This window comes from Amycolatopsis sp. CA-126428, from assembly GCF_002904335.1.
Taxonomy (GTDB): domain Bacteria; phylum Actinomycetota; class Actinomycetes; order Mycobacteriales; family Pseudonocardiaceae; genus Amycolatopsis.
Genome location: NZ_PPHF01000155.1, coordinates 190,073 through 207,699 on the forward strand (window position 1 = coordinate 190,073; position 17,627 = coordinate 207,699).

The following is a 17,627-nucleotide window of genomic DNA, read 5'->3' on the forward strand; positions in this document are numbered from 1 at the left end:
AGGGCCGCCGCCGGCGATCTCGCGACCGAGGCGCCTCGGCCGCTGCCGGGCCGGGCCGGGTCAGCCCGCCTGAGTCAGGTCCGCGGCCGCCGCCAGTTCGGCCGCGACGTCGGCGATCGCCCGTACCGCCGGGTTGTCGTTGCCCGGCACCCACACCAGTTCCGTGCGGGCGACATCGCCGTCCAGGGGCACGAACGCCACGCCGGTGCGGCGCAGGCTGTGCGAGGAACGGGCCAGCCGGGTGACGCCGACGCCGGCCGCGACCAGTCCGAGCAGGCCCTGCACGGTCGTGGCCCGCTGCACCACCCGCGGGGTGAAACCGGCCGCGGCGAAGTCGTCGTCGTAGCCGCGGTGCCACGGCTCCCAGCTGCCGCGCGGGGTGAGCACCCACGGCTCGTCCGCCAGGTCGGCGAGCTTCAGCGAGGCACGCCCGGCCAAGGGGTGGCCGGTGGGCAGCACCGCGCACACCTCCTCGGTCAGCAGCGTCCGGGAAACCAGGTCGCCGACCAGCGGTGGCCGGGTGAACGCCAGGTCGAACCGGCCCTCGCGCAGGCCGTCGACGAGCTCGGCGATCGACGCCTCCGCCGTCGTCACCGCCAGCCCGGGCAGCCGCTCCCGCACCGCGCGGACCACCGGCGGCAGCAGGTAGTTCGCCGTCGTGGCGAGGAAGACGAGCCGGACGTCGCCGATCTCGCCGCGCACCGCCCGGCCGAGCGTCGCGACGGCTTCTTCGGCCCGGGCCAGCACCGCGCGGGCCTCGGGCAGGAACAGCCGGCCGACGGCGGTCAGCCGCGCCCCGCGCGCGTCGCGGTCGAACAGCCGCACGCCGAGGGCCCGTTCCAAAACGGTGATCTGCTGGGACAGCGACTGCTGCGCGAGGTGCAGGCCGGCGGCGGCGCGGGTGAAGCTGGTCGCTTCGGCGACGGCGACGAAGTAGCGGAGCTGCCGCAACTCGGGGGTCACAGGCTCCGACTGTAGCCGCGGCAGGACATCGGTGTTGGCGCCGCGGCCGTGATCATCCCCAGGATGGAACGGAGGAAAGCACTGGGAGGAAACGAAGATGACGAACACCGACGGCCGCGTCTGGCTGATCACCGGCTGCTCCGCCGGCTTCGGCCGGGAGATCGCGCTGGCCGCCCTCGCCGCCGGCGACCGCGTGCTGGCCACGGCCCGCCGCCCGGAAACCCTGGATGACTTGCGGGAACGCGGCGGCGAGCGGCTCCGGACCGCGGCCCTCGACGTCACCGACGCCGGGCAGATCGACACGGCGGTGCAGGCCGCGCTCGAGGCGTTCGGCCGGATCGACGTCGTGGTCAACAACGCCGGCAGTGGCTCGGTCGGCGCGGTCGAAGAACTCACCTTGGCCGAGCTGCGCGAGCTGATGGACGTGATGTTCTTCGGCGCGGTCGCGGTCACCAAGGCGGTGCTGCCGCACCTGCGCGCGCAGGGCAGCGGCACGGTCGTGCAGATCAGCTCGATGGGCGGCCAGCTGTCCCCGCCCGGCTACGGCGCCTACTGCGCGGCGAAGTTCGCCCTGGAAGGCATCTCGGAGGCGCTGGCCGCGGAGGTGGCGCCGTTCGGGGTGCGGGTGCTGATCGTCGAGCCGGGCGCCTTCCGCACCGAGTTCGGCGGCGGCCGCATGCACCGCTCCCGCACGATCGACGCCTACGCGGTGTCGACCGGCGGAACGCGTGAAGCGGTCGACACCATGGACGGCACCCAGCCCGGCGACCCGGCCAAGGCGGCCGCGGCGATCGTCCGCGCGGCCGGCAGCGACGACGCGCCGCTGCGGCTCGCGCTGGGCGCGGACGCCGTCGAAGCGATCCGCGCCCACCACGAGGCCGTCGCGGCGGACCTGGCCGCCTGGGAGGAGGTCAGCCGGGCCACCGCGCTCGATTAACCCAGCGGGTCCTGCAGCAGGCCGAGGACGTTGCCGTCGGCGTCGGTGAAGGTCGCCACCAGGCGCCCGTTGCCGACGTCCTTCGGCTCGTCCTTCACCTTCCCGCCCGCCGCGGTCACCTCGGCGAGCTTCGCCTCGATGTCGCCGACGTGCCAGTAGGTCACCGGCCCGGTCATGCCCTGCTGCGCCCCGTTCGGCACCAGGCCGATGTGCTGGCCTCCGGCGTCGTAGCCGACGTAGTAGGGCGCGTCGGCCTGCGGCTCGATGCCGAGCAACGCGGTGTACACGGCCTTGGCGGCGGCCAGGTCGGTGACGGGGTGCAGGACGGTCTTGATCCCCTGGGTGCTCATCTTCGGTGCTCCTGAAGTCGTGGTCTGCGGTACGTCGGCGACGCTATTCGCGGACCGCTGAACAGCGCTTCTCGATTCCTGATCGGTTGCCGCGGCCGCTACACTCCCGACCGTCATCCGGACAGGCGATGGGGGGAACCGCGATGAGCGGGAACAGGGTTTTGGTGGCCGGAGCGAGCATCGCGGGGCCGGCGCTCGCCCACTGGCTGTGCCGGCGGGGCGCCGAGGTGACCGTGGTCGAGCGGGCCCCCGGGCTGCGCCCCGGCGGGCAGGCGGTCGATGCGCGCGGGGTGGCCAAGGAGATCATCAAGCGGATGGGGCTCGACGCGGCGGTGCGCGCGGCCCGCACCGAGACCGCCGGTGCGCACACCGTGGACGCCGACGGCACCGTGCTGGAGACCTTCAGCGCCGACGACGACGGCGGCGACGGGTTCATCGCGGACATCGAGATCCTGCGCGGGGACCTGTCCGAGATCCTCCACGAAGACACCCGCGGTGCCGCCGAATACGTCTTCGGCGACCGGATCGCCGAGCTCACCCAGGACGCGGACGGGGTCGACGTCACCTTCGCGAGCGGCGCCCGGCGGCGCTTCGACCTGGTGATCGGGGCCGACGGGCTGCACTCCGCACTGCGCGCGATGGTCTTCGGGCCGCGCGAGCGGTTCGTCCGCCACCTCGGGCTCGTGCTGGCCTTTTACAGCGTTCCCAACGAATTCGGGCTGGATCGCTGGATGATCGACCACCAGGACCCCGCGTCCGGGCGCTCCGCCGGCCTGCGGCCCCTCAAGGACCCCACCCGGGCGATGGCCATGCTGTCCTTCCCCTCGGCCGGCTTCGACGTCGACTACCGCGACATCGACGCGCAGAAGAACCTGCTGCGGGAGCGGATGGCCGGCCTGGGCTGGCAGACCCCGCGCATCCTCGCGCACCTGGACGACACCCCGGACTTCTACCTCGACCAGGTCGCCCAGGTGGTCATGGACCGCTGGTCGGCCGGCCGGGTGGGGCTGATCGGCGACGCGGCCTTCTGCTCGTCGCCGATGTCCGGTGGCGGCACCGGGCTGGCCCTGATCGGCGCCTACCTGCTGGCCGGCGAACTGGCCGCCGCCGGGTGGGACCCCGAGGCCGGGTTCGCCGGCTACGAGCAGCGGATGCGCTCGTACGTCGAGGCCAACCAGGAAATCGGCCGGCTGCACATCCGGAGCCGTGGGGCGGACGCCGAGGACGCCGAGCTCGACATGGTGGCGCTGATGCCGCTGATCGAGCGTGCGATCAACGGTGCCGCGCTGCCGGGTTATGCCGGTGTGCCGGATGCGCGGGCTTCGGTCAGTCCAGCAGGGCGGTGAGGACTCCGTCGAGGAGGCGGACGCGGCGGTCGGCGATGCGGTGCACCTCGTCGTCGTGCGTCGCGACGATCACCGCCGCTCCTTCCTCCGCACACCGGCGCAGCAGCCGCAGCACGCGGGGCGTCGAGCCGGCGTCCAGGTGGGCGGTCGGCTCGTCGGTGAGCAGGACCCGTGGCCGGCCGGCGACCGCGCGGGCCAGCGCCACCCGCTGCTGCTGCCCGAAGGAGACCTCCAACGGGTAGCGGTCGCCGAGCTCGCCGATGCCCAGCTCGTCCAGCAGGCCGGTGACCCGCTCGGCGATCGCCGAGGGCGCCGGGCGCGGGACGTCGGAGCGCAGCCGCAGCGGCAGGGCGACGTTCTCGGCGATCGTCAGCTCGTTGGCCAGCCCGAGCGCCTGCGGCAGCACCGCGCACGTGTGCCACGGCGGCGCGCCGCTGATCGGGACGCCGTCGAGCAGCACGCAGCCGGAGTCGGGGGAGTCGAACCCGCACAGCAGGGCCAGCAGCGCGCTCTTGCCCGATCCCGACCGGCCCGACACCGTCACGAGCTCACCGGCGCCGACGCGCAGTTCCAGCCCGCGCAGCACCTCGATGTCGCCGCTGGGGTGGGCGAAACTGCGGCGCAGCCCGACCGCTTCCACGAGTGTCATGCCGGCAGCTCCCGTTCTTCGATGCCTTCGAGCGCGCCCTTGTGCAGCCGGGCCACCCGCGCGCCGAGGTCGATCAGGCGTTCGTCGTGCGAGGCGACCAGGACCGCGAAATCCTGGTCCACCAGGTACTGCAGGGTGTCCAGCACCAGGTCGGCCGACGCCTCGTCCAGCTGCGACGTCGGCTCGTCGGCGAGGATCACCGTCGAGCGCGCGGCGAGCACGCACCCGAACGCCAGCCGCTGCTGCTGCCCGCCCGACAGCGCCGAAATCTTCCAGCTGCCGGTGCCGTGCAGGCCCAGCTGCCCGAGGATGTCGTCCGCCGCGCACTCGGTCCCGGCGGCCTCGGCCGCGGCGTGCAGGTTCTCGGCCACGGTCAGGTAGCCCAGCAGGTTGTCGGCCGGGTTCTGGAACACCAGCCCCAGGTGGTGGCGCCGCAACGCCCGCCGCTCGCGGTGCTTGAGCCGGCGGACGTCGGCGCCCTGGAACGTCAGCGTGCCGCGCGCGGGCTGCTCGAACAGCCCCAGCACCCGCAGCAGCGTCGACTTCCCCGACCCCGAGGGGCCGGCGAGCACGGTCATCCCGCGCGCGGGCACGTCGAGGCTGACGTCGTCGACCCCGGTGACGAGCCCGGCGGGCGTCGGGTAGTCGACGCCGATGCCGCGCAGGGAAAAGATGGGCTTCTCAGGCACGGATCAGCTCCGCGGTCCGGGCGGTGCGCACCGAGCGCACCGCGATCCAGCCGGCCAGCGCGACCACCGCCACGCCGATCGCGACGACGGTCAGCACGAACGGCAGCGGATCCGGGAGTTCCGAACGCGGCGCGAGGAAGGTCGCCGGGTCGAACCGCGGCACCGACAAGCCCGCCACCGAGACCCCGCACACGACGCCGACGACGATCGCCAGCCCGCTCAGCGCCCCCAGCTCCATCAGGTGACTGGCCAGCAGCGTCCGCGGCCGCATGCCCATCCGCAGCACCAGCGCCCCGGCCAGGGCGTTCTGCCGCCGCCGGACTTCGACCGCCACGAGCAGCGCGAGGATCGCGACCACGCCGAGCACCGCGCCCAGCAGGGCCACGAACGAGAACGTCCACGACACCACGAAGAACGGCAGACCGTCCAAAGCGGACTCGCGGCTGATCCGGTTCGGGAGGTACACCCCCGCCGCGCGCAGCGCGGCGGTCGCCTCCGCCATCGGCGCCGTCGTCAGCACGCTCCACTTCGGAATGCCGTCCAGCTGCGCGTGGCTGAGCACCGTGCGCGAGACGACGTAACCGGGGGAGGTGCCGATCATCGGGAACACCGGCAGGTCCCCGGCGACGACCGCGTCGGGCAGGCCGTCGGGCAGCCGGGCGTCCTGCTTGGCCGTGTGCCCGACCCGGAGCACCGGTGTGCCGCGCGGGTCCGGCCGCGAGATCTTCTCGAGCAGCCCGGCCAGGTCGTCGCCGGGCACGCGGTCCACCGCGGCGCCGCGGGTGAACGTCGCCGGGTCGACCACCAGCACCACGCTGCCGGTCCCGGTCAGCTCGCCGACCACCGTGCTGGTCCCCGCCAGCGACGCGGGCATCGGGACCTGGCCCATGCCGATCGGGCTGTCGGTGTCGAGGCGGGCGTTGCTGCCGACGAAGATCGCCGACTTGGTGTCGAGGGCCTCCTCCTGGCCGTCGGCGATGCCGATCCCGGTGGCCAGCGTCCCGATCGCGAGGGTGCCGATGACGAGCACCCCGGTCACCGGGGCGCGGGCGCCGGCCAGCCGCCGGATCGCCAGCTGCAGCGCCGGGCGCGACCAGAACCGGGCCCGGTGCGAGGCGTGCAGCGCCAGCCACGCCAGCCGCGCGGTCAGCAGCCCCACCGTCAGCACCACGAACACCGGGTAGGTCAGGGCCAGCGGGTCCACCTGCGGCAGCGGATTGCCCAGCCGTGACGTCGTGCCGTAGTGCGCCAGGCGGGTCCAGCCCAGCCACGCCATGCCCGCCGTCGCCAGCTCCCAGGGGAAGTAGGCCAGCAGCCGCACTTGCTTGCTCCTGCCGCGGCGGATCCGGCCGAGCTCGAACTCCCGGTGCACCCGCACCGCGACGACCAGCGCCAGCAGCGCCAGCGACACCGCCAACGTCACGGCCGCGACGCCGGCGGCGCGCAGCTCGGCTGCCGGATCCGGGCTGCCGGGCGGGCCGTACACGCCGAGCAGCAGCCGCGCGGCGACCGCGCCGGCCGCTCCGCCGAGCAGGATCGGCAGGCCCAGTTCCGCGACGGCGAGCCCGCCGAGCGCCGCCGGGCCGCTGCCGCGCGCGGAGAGCAGCCGCAGCTGCGGGTGCCGCCGCTGGTACCACTGCAGGGCGACCGTGCCGAGGCCCGCGCAGCCGACCAGGACGCTGATCAGCGCGAGCGGCAGGATCGAGACGAACACGTTGTCCTGCGCCTGGCGGGAGATCTGCACCGAACGCTGGAACGTCGGGACGTCGGCGGCGATCAGCGAACCGAGCCCCTGGGCGGTCAGGTCGGCGCGGACGTCGGCGACCAGGTCCTGCGACCGCTGCAGCAGGTCCTCCGCCGCGCTCAGCGTCGTCGGCGCCGGCTCGTAGAAGGAGACGTGGAAGTACTGCATCGTCGGCAGCCCGATCGCCTGGATCGCGTCGTCGAAGGTCTTGCGGTCGGTGGCGAAGACGATGGAGTCGATCGGGTCGTCGACCAGCCGGTCGATCACGGCCCCGGACTGCTGGGAGCACCACCACCGCGGCGGCGGGTCGAGCAGGTCGCCGTAGATGCCGGTGATCGGCGGCAGCGGGATGCCCTGGAGGCTCGGTTTGGTGCCGACGCCGATGTGCTCGGCGTCGGCCACCACGTTGCCCAGCCACAGCCCCGGCGTGCGCGCGCCCTGCCGCAGCGTCAGGTTGTCCAGGCCTGCCTGGTCGCGGTAGCCGAGGCGGATCTTGTAGTGCGGGTCGCCGTTGAACTCGGCACCCCGCAGCACGTTCGTGAACTGGCCGACGACGGGCGCGCCGAACCCGTGGGCGGCCGCGTGCCGCTGGATGGCGCCGGTCACGGCGGGGATGTCCCGCACCGGCATGTTGCCCTTGCCGAACATCGGGCCGTAGCTGTCCGGGCAGGTGATGCCCGTTTGGTACCGCACCGCCGCGCCGCCGGCCGCCGACGCCTGCAGCACCGCGGCGCTGCCGAGGAAACACGCCAGCAGTGCGGTCACGGCCGCCACGACCAGCGTCAGCGGGCTGGAGAGGGCGGCCTTCGGGGCCGCCCGCCACGGCTTGGTCACTGTGCGTCGTCCATTCTTCCCCCACTTCACCCGCATGGACCAGGACGCTACCGGTGACCCGCGGTAGTTGGAACGTTTTTGTTCCGATCGTTGCTCACCCCATGTGTTCGCGCCCGGGTGCAATCACTACCGCCATCCGGCCTGTTTAGTGGTCTAGACCTTGACGGGCCGATTGGTCTGATCCAATCCTGAAGGTGTTCCCGCCGTGCTCCGCCGCCGCACGGCTCCCCGCCGGCTCTGGAGCGCAGATGCGTCGACGCAGATCTTTCTCCCGATTGTCCGTTTCCCTGGCCCTGGCGGCGTTCTCGGCCGGTTCACTGGTCGCCGCCGCCGGAACCGCCCACGCCGCCACGCCGCTGCCCGCGCACGTCTTCGCGCCGTACTTCGAGGCCTGGACCGGCGAGAGCCCCGCCGCGCTGGCGCAGCAGTCCGGCGCCAAGCACCTCACCATGGCGTTCCTGCAGGCCGCCACCAAGGGCTCCTGCACGGTGTACTGGAACGGCGACACCGGGATGCCGGTCGCCACCGGCACCTTCGGGGCCGACATCGCCACGATCCGCTCCCGCGGCGGCGACGTCATCCCGTCCTTCGGCGGCTACACCGCCGACAACACCGGCACCGAAATCGCCGACAGCTGCACGAACGTCGATTCGATCGCCGCGGCCTACGAGTCGGTGATCACCACCTACGACGTCCCCCGCCTGGACATGGACATCGAGGACAACTCGCTGACCAGCTCCGCCGGGATCGACCGCCGCAACAAGGCCATCAAGAAGGTCCAGGACTGGGCCGCGGCCTCCGGGCGCTCGCTGCAGATCTCCTACACCCTGCCCACGACCACCCGCGGCCTCGCCGACAGCGGCCTGGCCGTGCTGCGCAACGCCGTCACCAACGGCACCCGCGTCGACGTCGTCAACATGATGACCTTCGACTACTACGACAACGCCGCCCACGAGATGGCCACCGACACCCAGACCGCCGCGAACGGCCTGGTTTCGCAGCTGGGCACGCTCTACCCCGGCAAACCGCAGGCGCAGCTGTGGGCGACGGTCGGGATCACCGAGATGATCGGCGTCGACGACTTCGGCCCGGCCGAGACCTTCACCACCGCCGACGCCGCCACCGTCTACGACTGGGCCGTCGCCAAGGGCATCAACACCCTCTCCTTCTGGGCGCTGCAACGCGACAACGGCAGCTGCCCCGGTGGCGCGGCGGCGGACAACTGCTCCGGCATCGCCCAGGACACCTGGTTCTTCAGCCACGCGTTCGAGCCCTTCACCGGCGGCACGTCCGTGCCCGGCAACGACTTCTCCCTCGCCGCAAGCCCGGCTTCGGCCGCGGTGGACCCGGGTGGCTCGGCGTCGGCGACGGTGACCACCGCCGTGACGTCCGGCTCCGCCCAGCAGGTCACGCTGTCGGTCACCGGCGCGCCCGCCGGCGTCACCGCGTCGGTCAGCCCCGGTTCGGTGACCGCGGGCGGCAGTGCGACGCTCTCGGTCGGCACCACCTCGGCCGCCGTCCCCGGCAGCTACCCGCTCACCGTGACGGGCACCGCCGCCTCCGGCCGCCACAGCACCACCTTCACCCTCACCGTCAAGGGCACCCCGCCCGCGGGCGGAGTGGTCAACGGCGGCTTCGAAACCGGCACGCTGAGCCCGTGGACCGGCCCCGGCGACGCGGTCGTCGCCTCGCCGGCGCACTCGGGCACCCACGCGCTGCAGGTGTCGCCCTCGGCGTCGGCCACCGGCGAAGCGGCGCAGAACGTCACGCTCGCCGCGAACCACGCCTACACGCTCACGGCGTGGGTCCAGGGCAGCTACGCCTACGTCGGTGTCCGCGGCGGGGCCACCGCGAGCGCGTGGACTTCGAGCAGCGGCTGGACGCGGCTGTCGGTGCCGTTCACGACCGGCGCGTCCGGTGCGGTGACGGTGTACGTCCACGGCTGGTACGGCCAAAGTGCCGTCTACGCCGACGATTTCTCGGTCGGCTAAGGCTTTCGGCGGCGGCCCGGTTGAGCAACACGGAGGTTGGCCGGGCCGCCGCGGGCCGCGAGACTGCGGGGGACGATCTTTCGCCCACCAGGAGGAATCGATGCCGCACATCCCGCTCGACCCGCAGCTGCCCGGCATCCGGTCGCTGATGGCCTTCCGCCCCGAGACCGCCGTCCCGCTCAACCACCTGGCGCAGACGCTGCTGCGCGGCCCGGGCAGCCTGACCGTCGGCGAGCGCGAACTGATCGCGGCGGTCGTGTCGAACGGCAACGAGTGCCGCTTCTGCCACGGCTCCCACGCCGCCGCGGCGGCCGAGACCCTCGACGGCGGCCGCGCGGTGGTCGACGCGGCCTGCGCCGGGATCGACGACGCACCGGTGGGGGAGAAGGTGAAGGCGCTGCTGCGGATCGCCCTCGCCACCCGCGAGACCGGTCGCGCCGTGACGCCCGAACTGGTCGCGGCGGCCCGCGCGGAAGGCGCCACCGACGTCGAACTGCACGACACGGTCCTGATCGCCGCCGCGTTCTGCATGTACAACCGCTACGTCGACGGCCTCGCCACGGTCGCCCCGGACGACCCCGCGGCCTACGAGCAGATCGGGAAGGCGCTGGCCGCCGAGGGTTACGGCGGCTGAACCGGAGCTCCGACGTCGGATAGGCCCCCGCCGGCAACGTTGAGGGGGGACTTCGATGTCGAGCTGCCCACCTGTGCGGTCGGACCGCACGTCGAGTTCACCGAGATCGGCGACGGCATCCGGGCCGCCGTCCGGTTCCGGATCCCGGACGGCGCGAAGTGCGGGCAGGCCCCGGCCGACTTCCCGGTCAAGACGGCCGCACCGATCGGGGAGCGGCTGGTGATCGTCAACTCCACAGACCCCTGGGGACCCGGCGTGGGTCGCGGAAATCGAGTACGGCACCGAGGCGGAGTTCCCCGGCACCACCCGGGCGTGCGACCAGAACTGGCTGATCCACGACCTGCAGCGGCACCGCGCGGTGAGGCTCGCGACGGCTTTCCGGATTCGGAAGCGGTTTGGAAGCCGGAACCGGCACAATGCGGGGGAACGCGAAGGAGCCTGACGATGAAACGTGCTGTAGCTGCCGCTTTGCTCACCGCGGCCGCGCTCGCCGTGCTCGCCCCCGCGGCGTCCGCGACGAGCGGACCCCCGAACGACCCGTCGCCGGTCGGCGGGGTGGGCAGCGGTCCCTACATCGGCGATGTGCCGCAACCCGGTCCTGGGGGTCAGTGACCGAAGTGGTCGAGGACCACGGTGTCCTGGGAAACCCGCTCCGGGTGTCCTAAGGCACCAGCACGACGCGGCCCGGGCGGTTCCACGCCCGGGCCGCGTCCTGCAGCGGGACGCGCTCGTAGCCGGCCGTCAGCGCGCCCGTCATCGTCTGCGCCACCACGGTCAGCAGCGCTTCGCGGCGCTCGTCGGCGGTGAGCTCGTTGTTCGTGTAACCCAGGATGCGCAGCGACCGGCCACGCAGGACGGCTGAGGGCACCGCGCACACCTCGCCGGCCGCGCTGCCGAGGTTGACCAGCCGGCCGCCCGGGCGCAAGGTGCGCAGCGCCGCCGCGGCCGGGAGCCCGCACACCGGGTCGATCACCAGGTCGACCGGCCCGGCCGCCGCGCCGAGCCGCCGCGCCAGCCCTTCGGCGTCTTCGCCGTCCTCGAGCCGGACCGTGCCGTCCGCACCGAGCCGGCGGGCCTGGTCGAGTGCCGCGTCCGACCGCGCGCACGCCACCACCCGGCCCGCCCCGGCCACCCGCGCGAACTGGACGGCCGACTGCCCGACCACCCCACCCGCGCCGAGCACCAGCACCGTCTCACCCGCGGAGAGTTCTCCCGTGCCGGTCAGGCATCTCCACGCCGCGACGGCCGACAGCCCGAGCGCCGCGACGAGCGGGGGATCGGCCTCCTCCGGCAGGGTGACCACGTCGGCGGGCGCGGCCACGGCGTACTCGGCCATGCTGCCGTCCCCGGGCCGCATGCCCGCCGCCGTGGCGAACCAGACCGGCTTCCCCGCCAGCACCCCCACGCCCTGCACTCCGGGCACATAAGGCGTGGCGGGCACGCCGAAGTAGGACGTGCCGGATGCGCAGAGCAGGTCGAGCGGGGTGATCGGCGCCGCCGTCACCCGCACGGCCACCGCACCGGGCCCGGGTGCCGGTTCCGCGCGCTCGGCCACCACCGGGGGTTGCCCGGGCGTCCGGATCTCGGCCGCGATCACACCGGCTGCAGGACGAAGTCGTACCGGGCCTCGAGCCACGGCTCCGCCGATTCGCCGCCGTCCGGCGTCGGCCCGGGCTCGCGCGGCTCGAACGCGACCACCAGCTCCTGCTTCGTGCCGAACACGACGTCGCTGTCCAGGTACTGCGCGCCCTCCTGGAACAGGTGCGTGATCAGCGGCTCGAACCCGGCGGCGTTGATCAGGAAGTGCACGTGGGCGGGCCGGAAGTGACTGATGTCGGTGTCCCGGATGAGCGCGCCGACCGGGCCGTCCATCGGGATCGAATACCCCTTCGGCGCGATGGTGCGCAGGCAGTAGGTCCCGTCGGCGCGGCTGGTGTACTTCGCGCGCAGCCGGGCCTCGTCGACGTCGGCGACCTGCGACTCGTACGCGCCCTCCTCGTCGGCCTGCCAGACGTCGAGGACCGCGCCGACGACGGGGAAGCCGTCCAGGCCGCGGACCGTGCCGGTGACGTAGAGCGGCGTGCCGGGCAGGCCGTCGGACATGTCGCCGCCGAACTCCTTCTCCGGCGAACCCTCGATGTGGAAGGGGCCGAGCACGGTGGCCGGGGTCGCCTTCGCGTCGAAGGCGTGGTTCATCTGCACCACCAGCATGCTCAGGCCGAGGACGTCGGAGGCGAGGATGAACTCCTCCCGCTTCTCGTCGCTGATCCGCCCGGTCTCGGTCAGCCACCGCATCGCGGCCATCCACTCGGGCTCGCTCAGCCGCACCTCGCGGGCGAAGGCGTGCAGGTGACGGACGAGCGCCGACATCACCTCGGCCGTCCGCGGGTCGTGCGCGCTCGCCCAGCGCTGCGCGGCGAGCTCGGTGATGTTGTCCTCGGTGACCAGCTGCATCGGCGTTCCTCTCACGCGTGCGGATCCGGCGGGACCGACCGGTTGTTCAGGTCGACGGACAGGAAGATGTCGTTGGCGACGGGGTGGCGCAGCTCCTCGGCGAGCTGGCCGATCAGCCCGGCGGTGCGGGCCAGCAGCGCGAACCCGCGCAGCAGCTCCAGCGGCAGCCCGAGGTCGGCGAGCGCGGCGCCGCAGACGCCGGCCCCGTTGAGCGGCAGCGTCTTGCCCAGCACCCGCGGGTGCACCCGGCCGATCGCGGCGAACAGCTCCAGGTGCGGGCCGCGCAGGCCTTCGGCGTCGGCGATGGCGAACAGCCGCGGGGTGCGCGGGTCGCCGTCCTTGTGCACGTGGTGCCCGAGGCCGGGGACGAACTTGCGCTCCGCACGGCGCTTTTCGACGGTTTCGAGCGCGAGCGCGTCCCAGCCCGCCTGGTCGGTGGGCGGTTCGACGCCGGTGAGGACGTCGTGCAGGAACCGGCCGCAGTCCTCGGTGACGCCGAGGAACCGTGACCCGCCGCCCAGCAGGCCGGCCGCCAGGGCACCCTGGACCGAGTCCGGCGCGGACAGGTACGTCAGCCGGGTGACGATCGCGGTCGGGGTGAAGCCGTGGTCGGCCAGCGCGGCCAGCACCGCCTCGAAGACCCTTGTTTCCCCTTTGGACGGACGTCGTTGCGTCGCCAGCCAGAAGGCGAGCTCGCCGAAACCGACCGTGCCCATGACGTCTTCGGCCAGGTCCTGCCCGAGCAGGGTGATCTTGTCCTTCGTGGACGCCCCGAGGGCGGTTTCGTAGACCGGGTCAGCCATCGGCGGCCTCCGTCAGCCACGCCCGCAGTTCGGCGCCGTGTTCGTCGAGCTCCGGCGGCGGCAGCCGGTAGCCGGCCGGGGTCGCGGAGAACCGGATGGGGTGGCGGGTCGTCGGGACCGCGCGGTCGCCGGCGCCGACCTCGACGATTGGGTCGAGGCCGAAGCGTTCGGCCATCGCGAACCCGCCGTCGATCGTGTTGATCGGTCCACACGGGACACCGACCTTCGTCAGCGCGTCGAACCAGTCCACCGCACCGCGTTTCGCCAGCCGCTCGACCAGGAGCGGCCGGAGCTCTTCGCGGTTCTTCGTGCGGTCGGCGTTGCGGGCGAACCGCGGGTCGTCCGGGACCTCGGGCAGGTCGAGGACCTCGCACAGCCGGCGGAACTGCCCGTCGTTGGCCGCGGCGACGATCAGGTCGGCGTCGGCGGTCGGCAGCGGTTCGTAAGGGAACACGCTGGGGTGGGCGTTGCCCATCCGGTACGGCACCACGCCACCGGCGGCGAAGGCCGAGCTGTGGTTGACCAGCCCGGTCAGCGCCGAGGACAGCAGGTTGACCTCGACGTGCTGGCCCGCGCCGGTCGCGTCGCGGTGGCGCAGCGCGGCCAGGATGCCGATCACCGCGTGGTTGCCCGCCATGACGTCGAACACCGAGATCCCGGCCCGGTACGGCGGGCCGTCCGGATCGCCGGTCAGGCTCATCAGCCCCGAGATCGCCTGCACCATCAGGTCGTAGCCCGGCACGTGCGCGCCTTCGCCGGCCCCGAACCCGCTGATCGAGGCGTAGACGCTGCCGGGATTGGCCCGGCGGACCGTCTCGTAGTCCAGGCCGTACTTGGCCAGCCCGCCGGGCTTGAAGTTCTCGATCAGCACGTCCGCGCGGGCCGCCAGCTCGCGCGCGACGACGGCGTCGGCCTCGTCGCGCAGGTCGAGCGCGATGGACCGCTTCCCGCGGTTGACGCCGAGGTAGTAGGTCGAGACGTCTCCGCGCACCGGGGGCATCCACGTGCGCGTCTCGTCGCCCTGCGGCCCCTCCACCTTGACGACGTCGGCGCCCAGGTCGGCGAGCAGCATCGTGGCGTACGGGCCGGCCAGCACCCGGGAGAAGTCCGCGACCAGCAGCCCGGACAGCGGGCCGGGGGGTGGTTCCACGCGACGCCTCCACTCCTGTCCGTCTGTCGGACTGTTGTCCGCCAGTCTGCGACAGGGCTGGGTCCCGGTCAAGGCGCCGGTCATGAGCCTGCCGCGGCCGTCGTGAGTGGTAAGGCGGCTTCTAACCCGCCTTACCACTCACGACCGCGTGGGGGACGGCGTCGAGGCGGGCGAAGTCCGCGCTGATCTCGCCGGCGGTCTGCAGCAGCAGCGGCAGGTGGTGCTCCAGCAGCTTCTCGACCGGGGTCTCGGCGGCGTGGCAGTTGACGTTGACCCCGGCGATCACCCGCCCGGACCCGTCGCGCAGCGGCGCGGCCACCGACCGGATGCCCAGCGCGAGCTGCTCGTCGGTGAGCGCCCAGCCGCGGGCGCGGACCTCGCGCAGTTCGGCGTCGCGCTCGGCGCGCTCCGGCTGCCAGCGCGGCACCAGCCCCGACCGGGTCGGTTCCGCGAGCACCGCCTCCAGCTCCTCCGGCGGCAGCGCCGCCAGCTGGACCTTGCCCAATGACGTCGGCAGCGCCGGGAACCGGGTACCGATCTGCACGCTCAGGCCGACGATCTTCGGCACCGCGACCCGGGCGACGTAAACGATGTCCGAGCCGTCGAGCTGGGCGATCGAACACGACTCGTTCGTGCGGGCGACCAGGCGCTCCAGGTGCGGCCGGGCGACGTCCCACAGGCCCATCGAGCGCACGTAGGCGACGCCGAGGTCGAGCACGCGCGGGGTCAGGGCGTAGCCGCGCCCGTCGGTGCGGACGTAGCCGAGTTCTTCGAGGGTGAGCAGGATCCGGCGGGCGGTCGGGCGGGCCAGCCCGGTGGCGGTGGCCACCTCGGCGAGCGTCATCTCCGGCCGGTGCGGCCCGAACGCCGTGATCACTTCGAGCCCGCGCGCCAGCGCTTCGATGAAATCGGGACCGGTTCCCTCGCGTGGCATGCGCCACCTCCCTCTCCGATGGTCCTGACCGGCGATCTTTCGGGGGTCCGGGTGGCGGAGCCCCCGGCTCGGAGCGAAGCTCCGGGTGTTACCGCAGCGTAGCCGCGGGGATTGACACCGGCGCGGCACTGGGCAAAGGTGACTTCACCCACCGAGTGTCCGTGGAGCGGACAAGTGTACGCAGTGTTCGTAATGGAGGCAGTCATGTCCGGATCGATCGTCCTGCGGGGTGGCACCGTGCTGACCCTCGACGACGCGCGCCGCGTCCTCACCGGCGAAGACGTCCTCGTCGAAGGCGACCGGATCACCGCGATCGGGCCCGCCCTGGAGGTCCCGGCGGGCACGACGGAGATCGACGCCTCCGGCGGCATCGTCATGCCCGGGATGATCGACACCCACCGCCACCTGTGGCAGACGGCCATGCGCGGCTACGGCGCCGACTGGACGCTGACCCAGTACTTCGTCTGGTACTACCTCGAGTGGGGCAAGGTGTTCCGCCCCGAGGACATCTACGCGGGCAACCTGCTCGGCGCGTGGGAAGCCCTGGAAGCCGGCGTCACGACCACCGTCGACTGGTCCCACGGCCTGCAGACCACCCGGCACGCCGACGCGGCGGCCGACGCGCTCGAAGCCGTGCCCGGCCGGTTCGTCCTGGCCTACGGCAACATCCAGGACGCCCCGGCGAACTGGACGGGCACGGGGGAGTTCCGCGACTTCGTCTCCCGGCGCACGGGTGGCGACGGTGGCCTCGAGGACTTCCAGCTCGCCTTCGACGTCACCGGCGACCCGGCGTTCCCCGAGAAGCCGGCCTTCGAAGTGGCCCGTGACCTCGGCGTGCCGGTGACCACGCACGCCGGCGTGTGGGGCGCGACCGGCGACGACGGCATCCGGCTGATGTACGACCACGGGTTCATGACCCCCGAGACGATCTACGTCCACGGCGCCTCGCTGTCGGCCGACTCCTACCACCGCATCGCCGCCACCGGCGGGTCGGTGTCGGTCTCGACCGAGAGCGAGCAGAGCGCCGGCCAGGGCTATCCGCCCACCTGGGCGCTGCGCCAGTACGGCATCCCGGTGTCGCTGTCGATGGACACCTCGGTGTGGTGGAGCGGCGACCTGTTCTCGGCCATGCGCGCCACCCTGGGCGCCGACCGGTCCCGGGAGCACCTGGAGGCCCACGCCAAGGGTGAAACGGTGACGCACGCGGCGTTGCGCGCGGAACAGGTGGTGGAGTGGGCCACCCGCGGCGGTGCCGCGGCTCTCGGCCGCTCGGACCTGGGCAGCCTGGAGGTCGGCAAGAAGGCCGACGTCGTGCTGCTGAAGAACGACGACTCGCCGGTGTCGTTCCCGCTGCTGAACCCTTATGGTCACGTGGCGTTCCAGGCCCAGCGCGCCGACGTCCACACCGTGCTGGTCGGCGGCCGGGTGGTCAAGCGCGACGGCAAGCTGGCCGGCGTCGACCTGCCCGCCGTCCGGCGGCACGTCGAGGGGACGGTGGAGCACCTGCGCGCCCAGCTGGGCGAGGAGGCGTGGCAGCAGGGGATGAACCCCGACGTCCCGGAGGCGAAGATCCTCGACAACCCGTACACCTACACCGACTACCAGAGCGACACCACCCACGGCGGCTGAGCTACCGTTTCCCACCGTGGCCCAGGTCTTCGTCCAACCCGCCTACGGCACCGCGGACGCCCGCCGCTACGGCGCGGAAACCCTCGACTTGACCGTGGCCTTCCGCGAGCTCGCCGACCTGCTCGAGCCCGCGGACCTCGCCCGCCTCGACGCCCTGCACCCGGGCGGCCGGGCCCGGTTCTGGGGCGCGAAGGACAAGTACGACCGCCGGATGGACACCGTGACCACCGGCGACGTCGTGCTCTTCACCGGCCGCAAGCACGTCCGGGCCGCGGCGGAGGTGGGCCACGGGTTCCGCAACCCCGCCTTCGCGCGCCGCCTCTGGAACCCGGACCCGGGCAGGTGCCTGTTCAGCAACGTCTACAGCCTGCGCCGCTACCGGCGCGTCGAGCTGCCCTACGAGGCGATCTGGGCGCTGCCCGGCTTCAACCCCGGCGACAACTTCATGGGCCTGCGGTTCCTGGACGAAGCGAAGTCCGCCGCGGTGCTGGGCCTGCTTTCCGGCGCCTCCGCGCGCTGA

The 17,627-nt window shown here is 73.0% G+C and carries 17 protein-coding genes; 7 read left to right on the forward strand and 10 right to left on the reverse strand.

The genetic code is table 11. The features are described 5' to 3' along the window. Nucleotides 1–60 precede the first annotated feature (60 nt). Nucleotides 61–963, reverse strand: coding sequence for a LysR family transcriptional regulator (locus tag C2L58_RS39455; protein ID WP_103342709.1), 903 nt, complete (start codon nucleotides 961–963; stop codon nucleotides 61–63). Between the two features lie 97 nt (nucleotides 964–1,060). Here C2L58_RS39455 and C2L58_RS39460 point away from each other — a divergent pair, with 97 nt between their 5' ends. After that, nucleotides 1,061–1,900: an oxidoreductase gene (locus C2L58_RS39460; protein ID WP_103342710.1), complete on the forward strand. Its 840-nt coding sequence runs from the start codon at nucleotides 1,061–1,063 to the stop codon at nucleotides 1,898–1,900. Here the strand turns inward: C2L58_RS39460 and C2L58_RS39465 are convergent. Continuing rightward, nucleotides 1,897–2,250 (reverse strand): VOC family protein, encoded by a 354-nt coding sequence (locus tag C2L58_RS39465; protein WP_103342711.1) that lies wholly within the window; start codon nucleotides 2,248–2,250, stop codon nucleotides 1,897–1,899. The two genes, C2L58_RS39460 and C2L58_RS39465, sit on opposite strands and share 4 nt — an antisense overlap. A gap of 143 nt (nucleotides 2,251–2,393) precedes the next feature. Here C2L58_RS39465 and C2L58_RS39470 point away from each other — a divergent pair, with 143 nt between their 5' ends. Further along, entirely contained in the window at nucleotides 2,394–3,596 is a 1,203-nt protein-coding gene (locus C2L58_RS39470) for an FAD-dependent monooxygenase (protein ID WP_199191661.1), read from the forward strand. Here C2L58_RS39470 and C2L58_RS39475 read toward each other — a convergent pair. From C2L58_RS39475 to C2L58_RS39485, 3 genes are read right to left on the reverse strand one after another with little or no spacing between them, the layout of a single operon-like run. Continuing rightward, nucleotides 3,577–4,245: an ABC transporter ATP-binding protein gene (locus tag C2L58_RS39475; RefSeq protein WP_103342713.1), complete on the reverse strand. Its 669-nt coding sequence runs from the start codon at nucleotides 4,243–4,245 to the stop codon at nucleotides 3,577–3,579. The two genes, C2L58_RS39470 and C2L58_RS39475, sit on opposite strands and share 20 nt — an antisense overlap. Beyond that, complete coding sequence (locus tag C2L58_RS39480; RefSeq protein ID WP_103342714.1) at nucleotides 4,242–4,934, reverse strand: ABC transporter ATP-binding protein; 693 nt, start codon at nucleotides 4,932–4,934, stop codon at nucleotides 4,242–4,244. The genes C2L58_RS39475 and C2L58_RS39480 overlap by 4 nt, the downstream gene beginning before the upstream one ends. Next, complete coding sequence (locus C2L58_RS39485; RefSeq protein WP_103342715.1) at nucleotides 4,927–7,512, reverse strand: FtsX-like permease family protein; 2,586 nt, start codon at nucleotides 7,510–7,512, stop codon at nucleotides 4,927–4,929. Before C2L58_RS39485 ends, C2L58_RS39480 begins: the two co-directional genes overlap by 8 nt. A 275-nt stretch (nucleotides 7,513–7,787) precedes the next feature. Here C2L58_RS39485 and C2L58_RS39490 point away from each other — a divergent pair, with 275 nt between their 5' ends. The 3 genes from C2L58_RS39490 to C2L58_RS49545 all read left to right on the forward strand — a co-directional run bounded on the left by C2L58_RS39490 (nucleotide 7,788) and on the right by C2L58_RS49545 (nucleotide 10,749). After that, entirely contained in the window at nucleotides 7,788–9,503 is a 1,716-nt protein-coding gene (locus C2L58_RS39490; RefSeq protein WP_103342716.1) for a glycosyl hydrolase family 18 protein, read from the forward strand. A 100-nt stretch (nucleotides 9,504–9,603) separates the two neighbouring features. Next, nucleotides 9,604–10,137 (forward strand): carboxymuconolactone decarboxylase family protein, encoded by a 534-nt coding sequence (locus tag C2L58_RS39495; protein WP_103342717.1) that lies wholly within the window; start codon nucleotides 9,604–9,606, stop codon nucleotides 10,135–10,137. 444 nt (nucleotides 10,138–10,581) lie between these two features. Continuing rightward, nucleotides 10,582–10,749, forward strand: a complete 168-nt coding sequence (locus C2L58_RS49545) for a hypothetical protein (RefSeq protein ID WP_158264233.1) — start codon at nucleotides 10,582–10,584, stop codon at nucleotides 10,747–10,749. Nucleotides 10,750–10,798: 49 nt separating this feature from the next. Here C2L58_RS49545 and C2L58_RS39505 read toward each other — a convergent pair whose 3' ends face one another. The 5 genes from C2L58_RS39505 to C2L58_RS39525 all read right to left on the reverse strand — a co-directional run bounded on the left by C2L58_RS39505 (nucleotide 10,799) and on the right by C2L58_RS39525 (nucleotide 15,478). After that, entirely contained in the window at nucleotides 10,799–11,734 is a 936-nt protein-coding gene (locus C2L58_RS39505) for a quinone oxidoreductase family protein (protein ID WP_233226191.1), read from the reverse strand. Beyond that, nucleotides 11,731–12,591: a dioxygenase family protein gene (locus C2L58_RS39510; protein WP_103342719.1), complete on the reverse strand. Its 861-nt coding sequence runs from the start codon at nucleotides 12,589–12,591 to the stop codon at nucleotides 11,731–11,733. The genes C2L58_RS39505 and C2L58_RS39510 overlap by 4 nt, the downstream gene beginning before the upstream one ends. 11 nt (nucleotides 12,592–12,602) lie before the next feature. Then, on the reverse strand, nucleotides 12,603–13,394 hold the full coding sequence (locus C2L58_RS39515) for a citryl-CoA lyase (RefSeq protein WP_103342720.1): 792 nt from the start codon (nucleotides 13,392–13,394) through the stop codon (nucleotides 12,603–12,605). Further along, the gene (locus C2L58_RS39520; RefSeq protein ID WP_103342721.1) at nucleotides 13,387–14,544 is read right to left on the reverse strand and encodes a CaiB/BaiF CoA transferase family protein; all 1,158 of its coding nucleotides are present in this window, start codon (nucleotides 14,542–14,544) and stop codon (nucleotides 13,387–13,389) included. The genes C2L58_RS39515 and C2L58_RS39520 overlap by 8 nt, the downstream gene beginning before the upstream one ends. A 121-nt stretch (nucleotides 14,545–14,665) precedes the next feature. Further along, nucleotides 14,666–15,478 carry an IclR family transcriptional regulator domain-containing protein gene (locus C2L58_RS39525; RefSeq protein ID WP_103342722.1) on the reverse strand — a complete coding sequence of 271 codons (813 nt, stop codon included), beginning with the start codon at nucleotides 15,476–15,478 and terminating at the stop codon, nucleotides 14,666–14,668. A 204-nt stretch (nucleotides 15,479–15,682) separates the two neighbouring features. On the opposite strand from C2L58_RS39525, the gene C2L58_RS39535 reads away from it, so the two are divergent. Together C2L58_RS39535 and C2L58_RS39540 are read left to right on the forward strand one after the other, a co-directional pair. Beyond that, nucleotides 15,683–17,107, forward strand: a complete 1,425-nt coding sequence (locus C2L58_RS39535; RefSeq protein ID WP_103342724.1) for an amidohydrolase family protein — start codon at nucleotides 15,683–15,685, stop codon at nucleotides 17,105–17,107. Between the two features lie 16 nt (nucleotides 17,108–17,123). Then, the gene (locus C2L58_RS39540) at nucleotides 17,124–17,627 is read left to right on the forward strand and encodes a hypothetical protein (RefSeq protein ID WP_103342725.1); all 504 of its coding nucleotides are present in this window, start codon (nucleotides 17,124–17,126) and stop codon (nucleotides 17,625–17,627) included.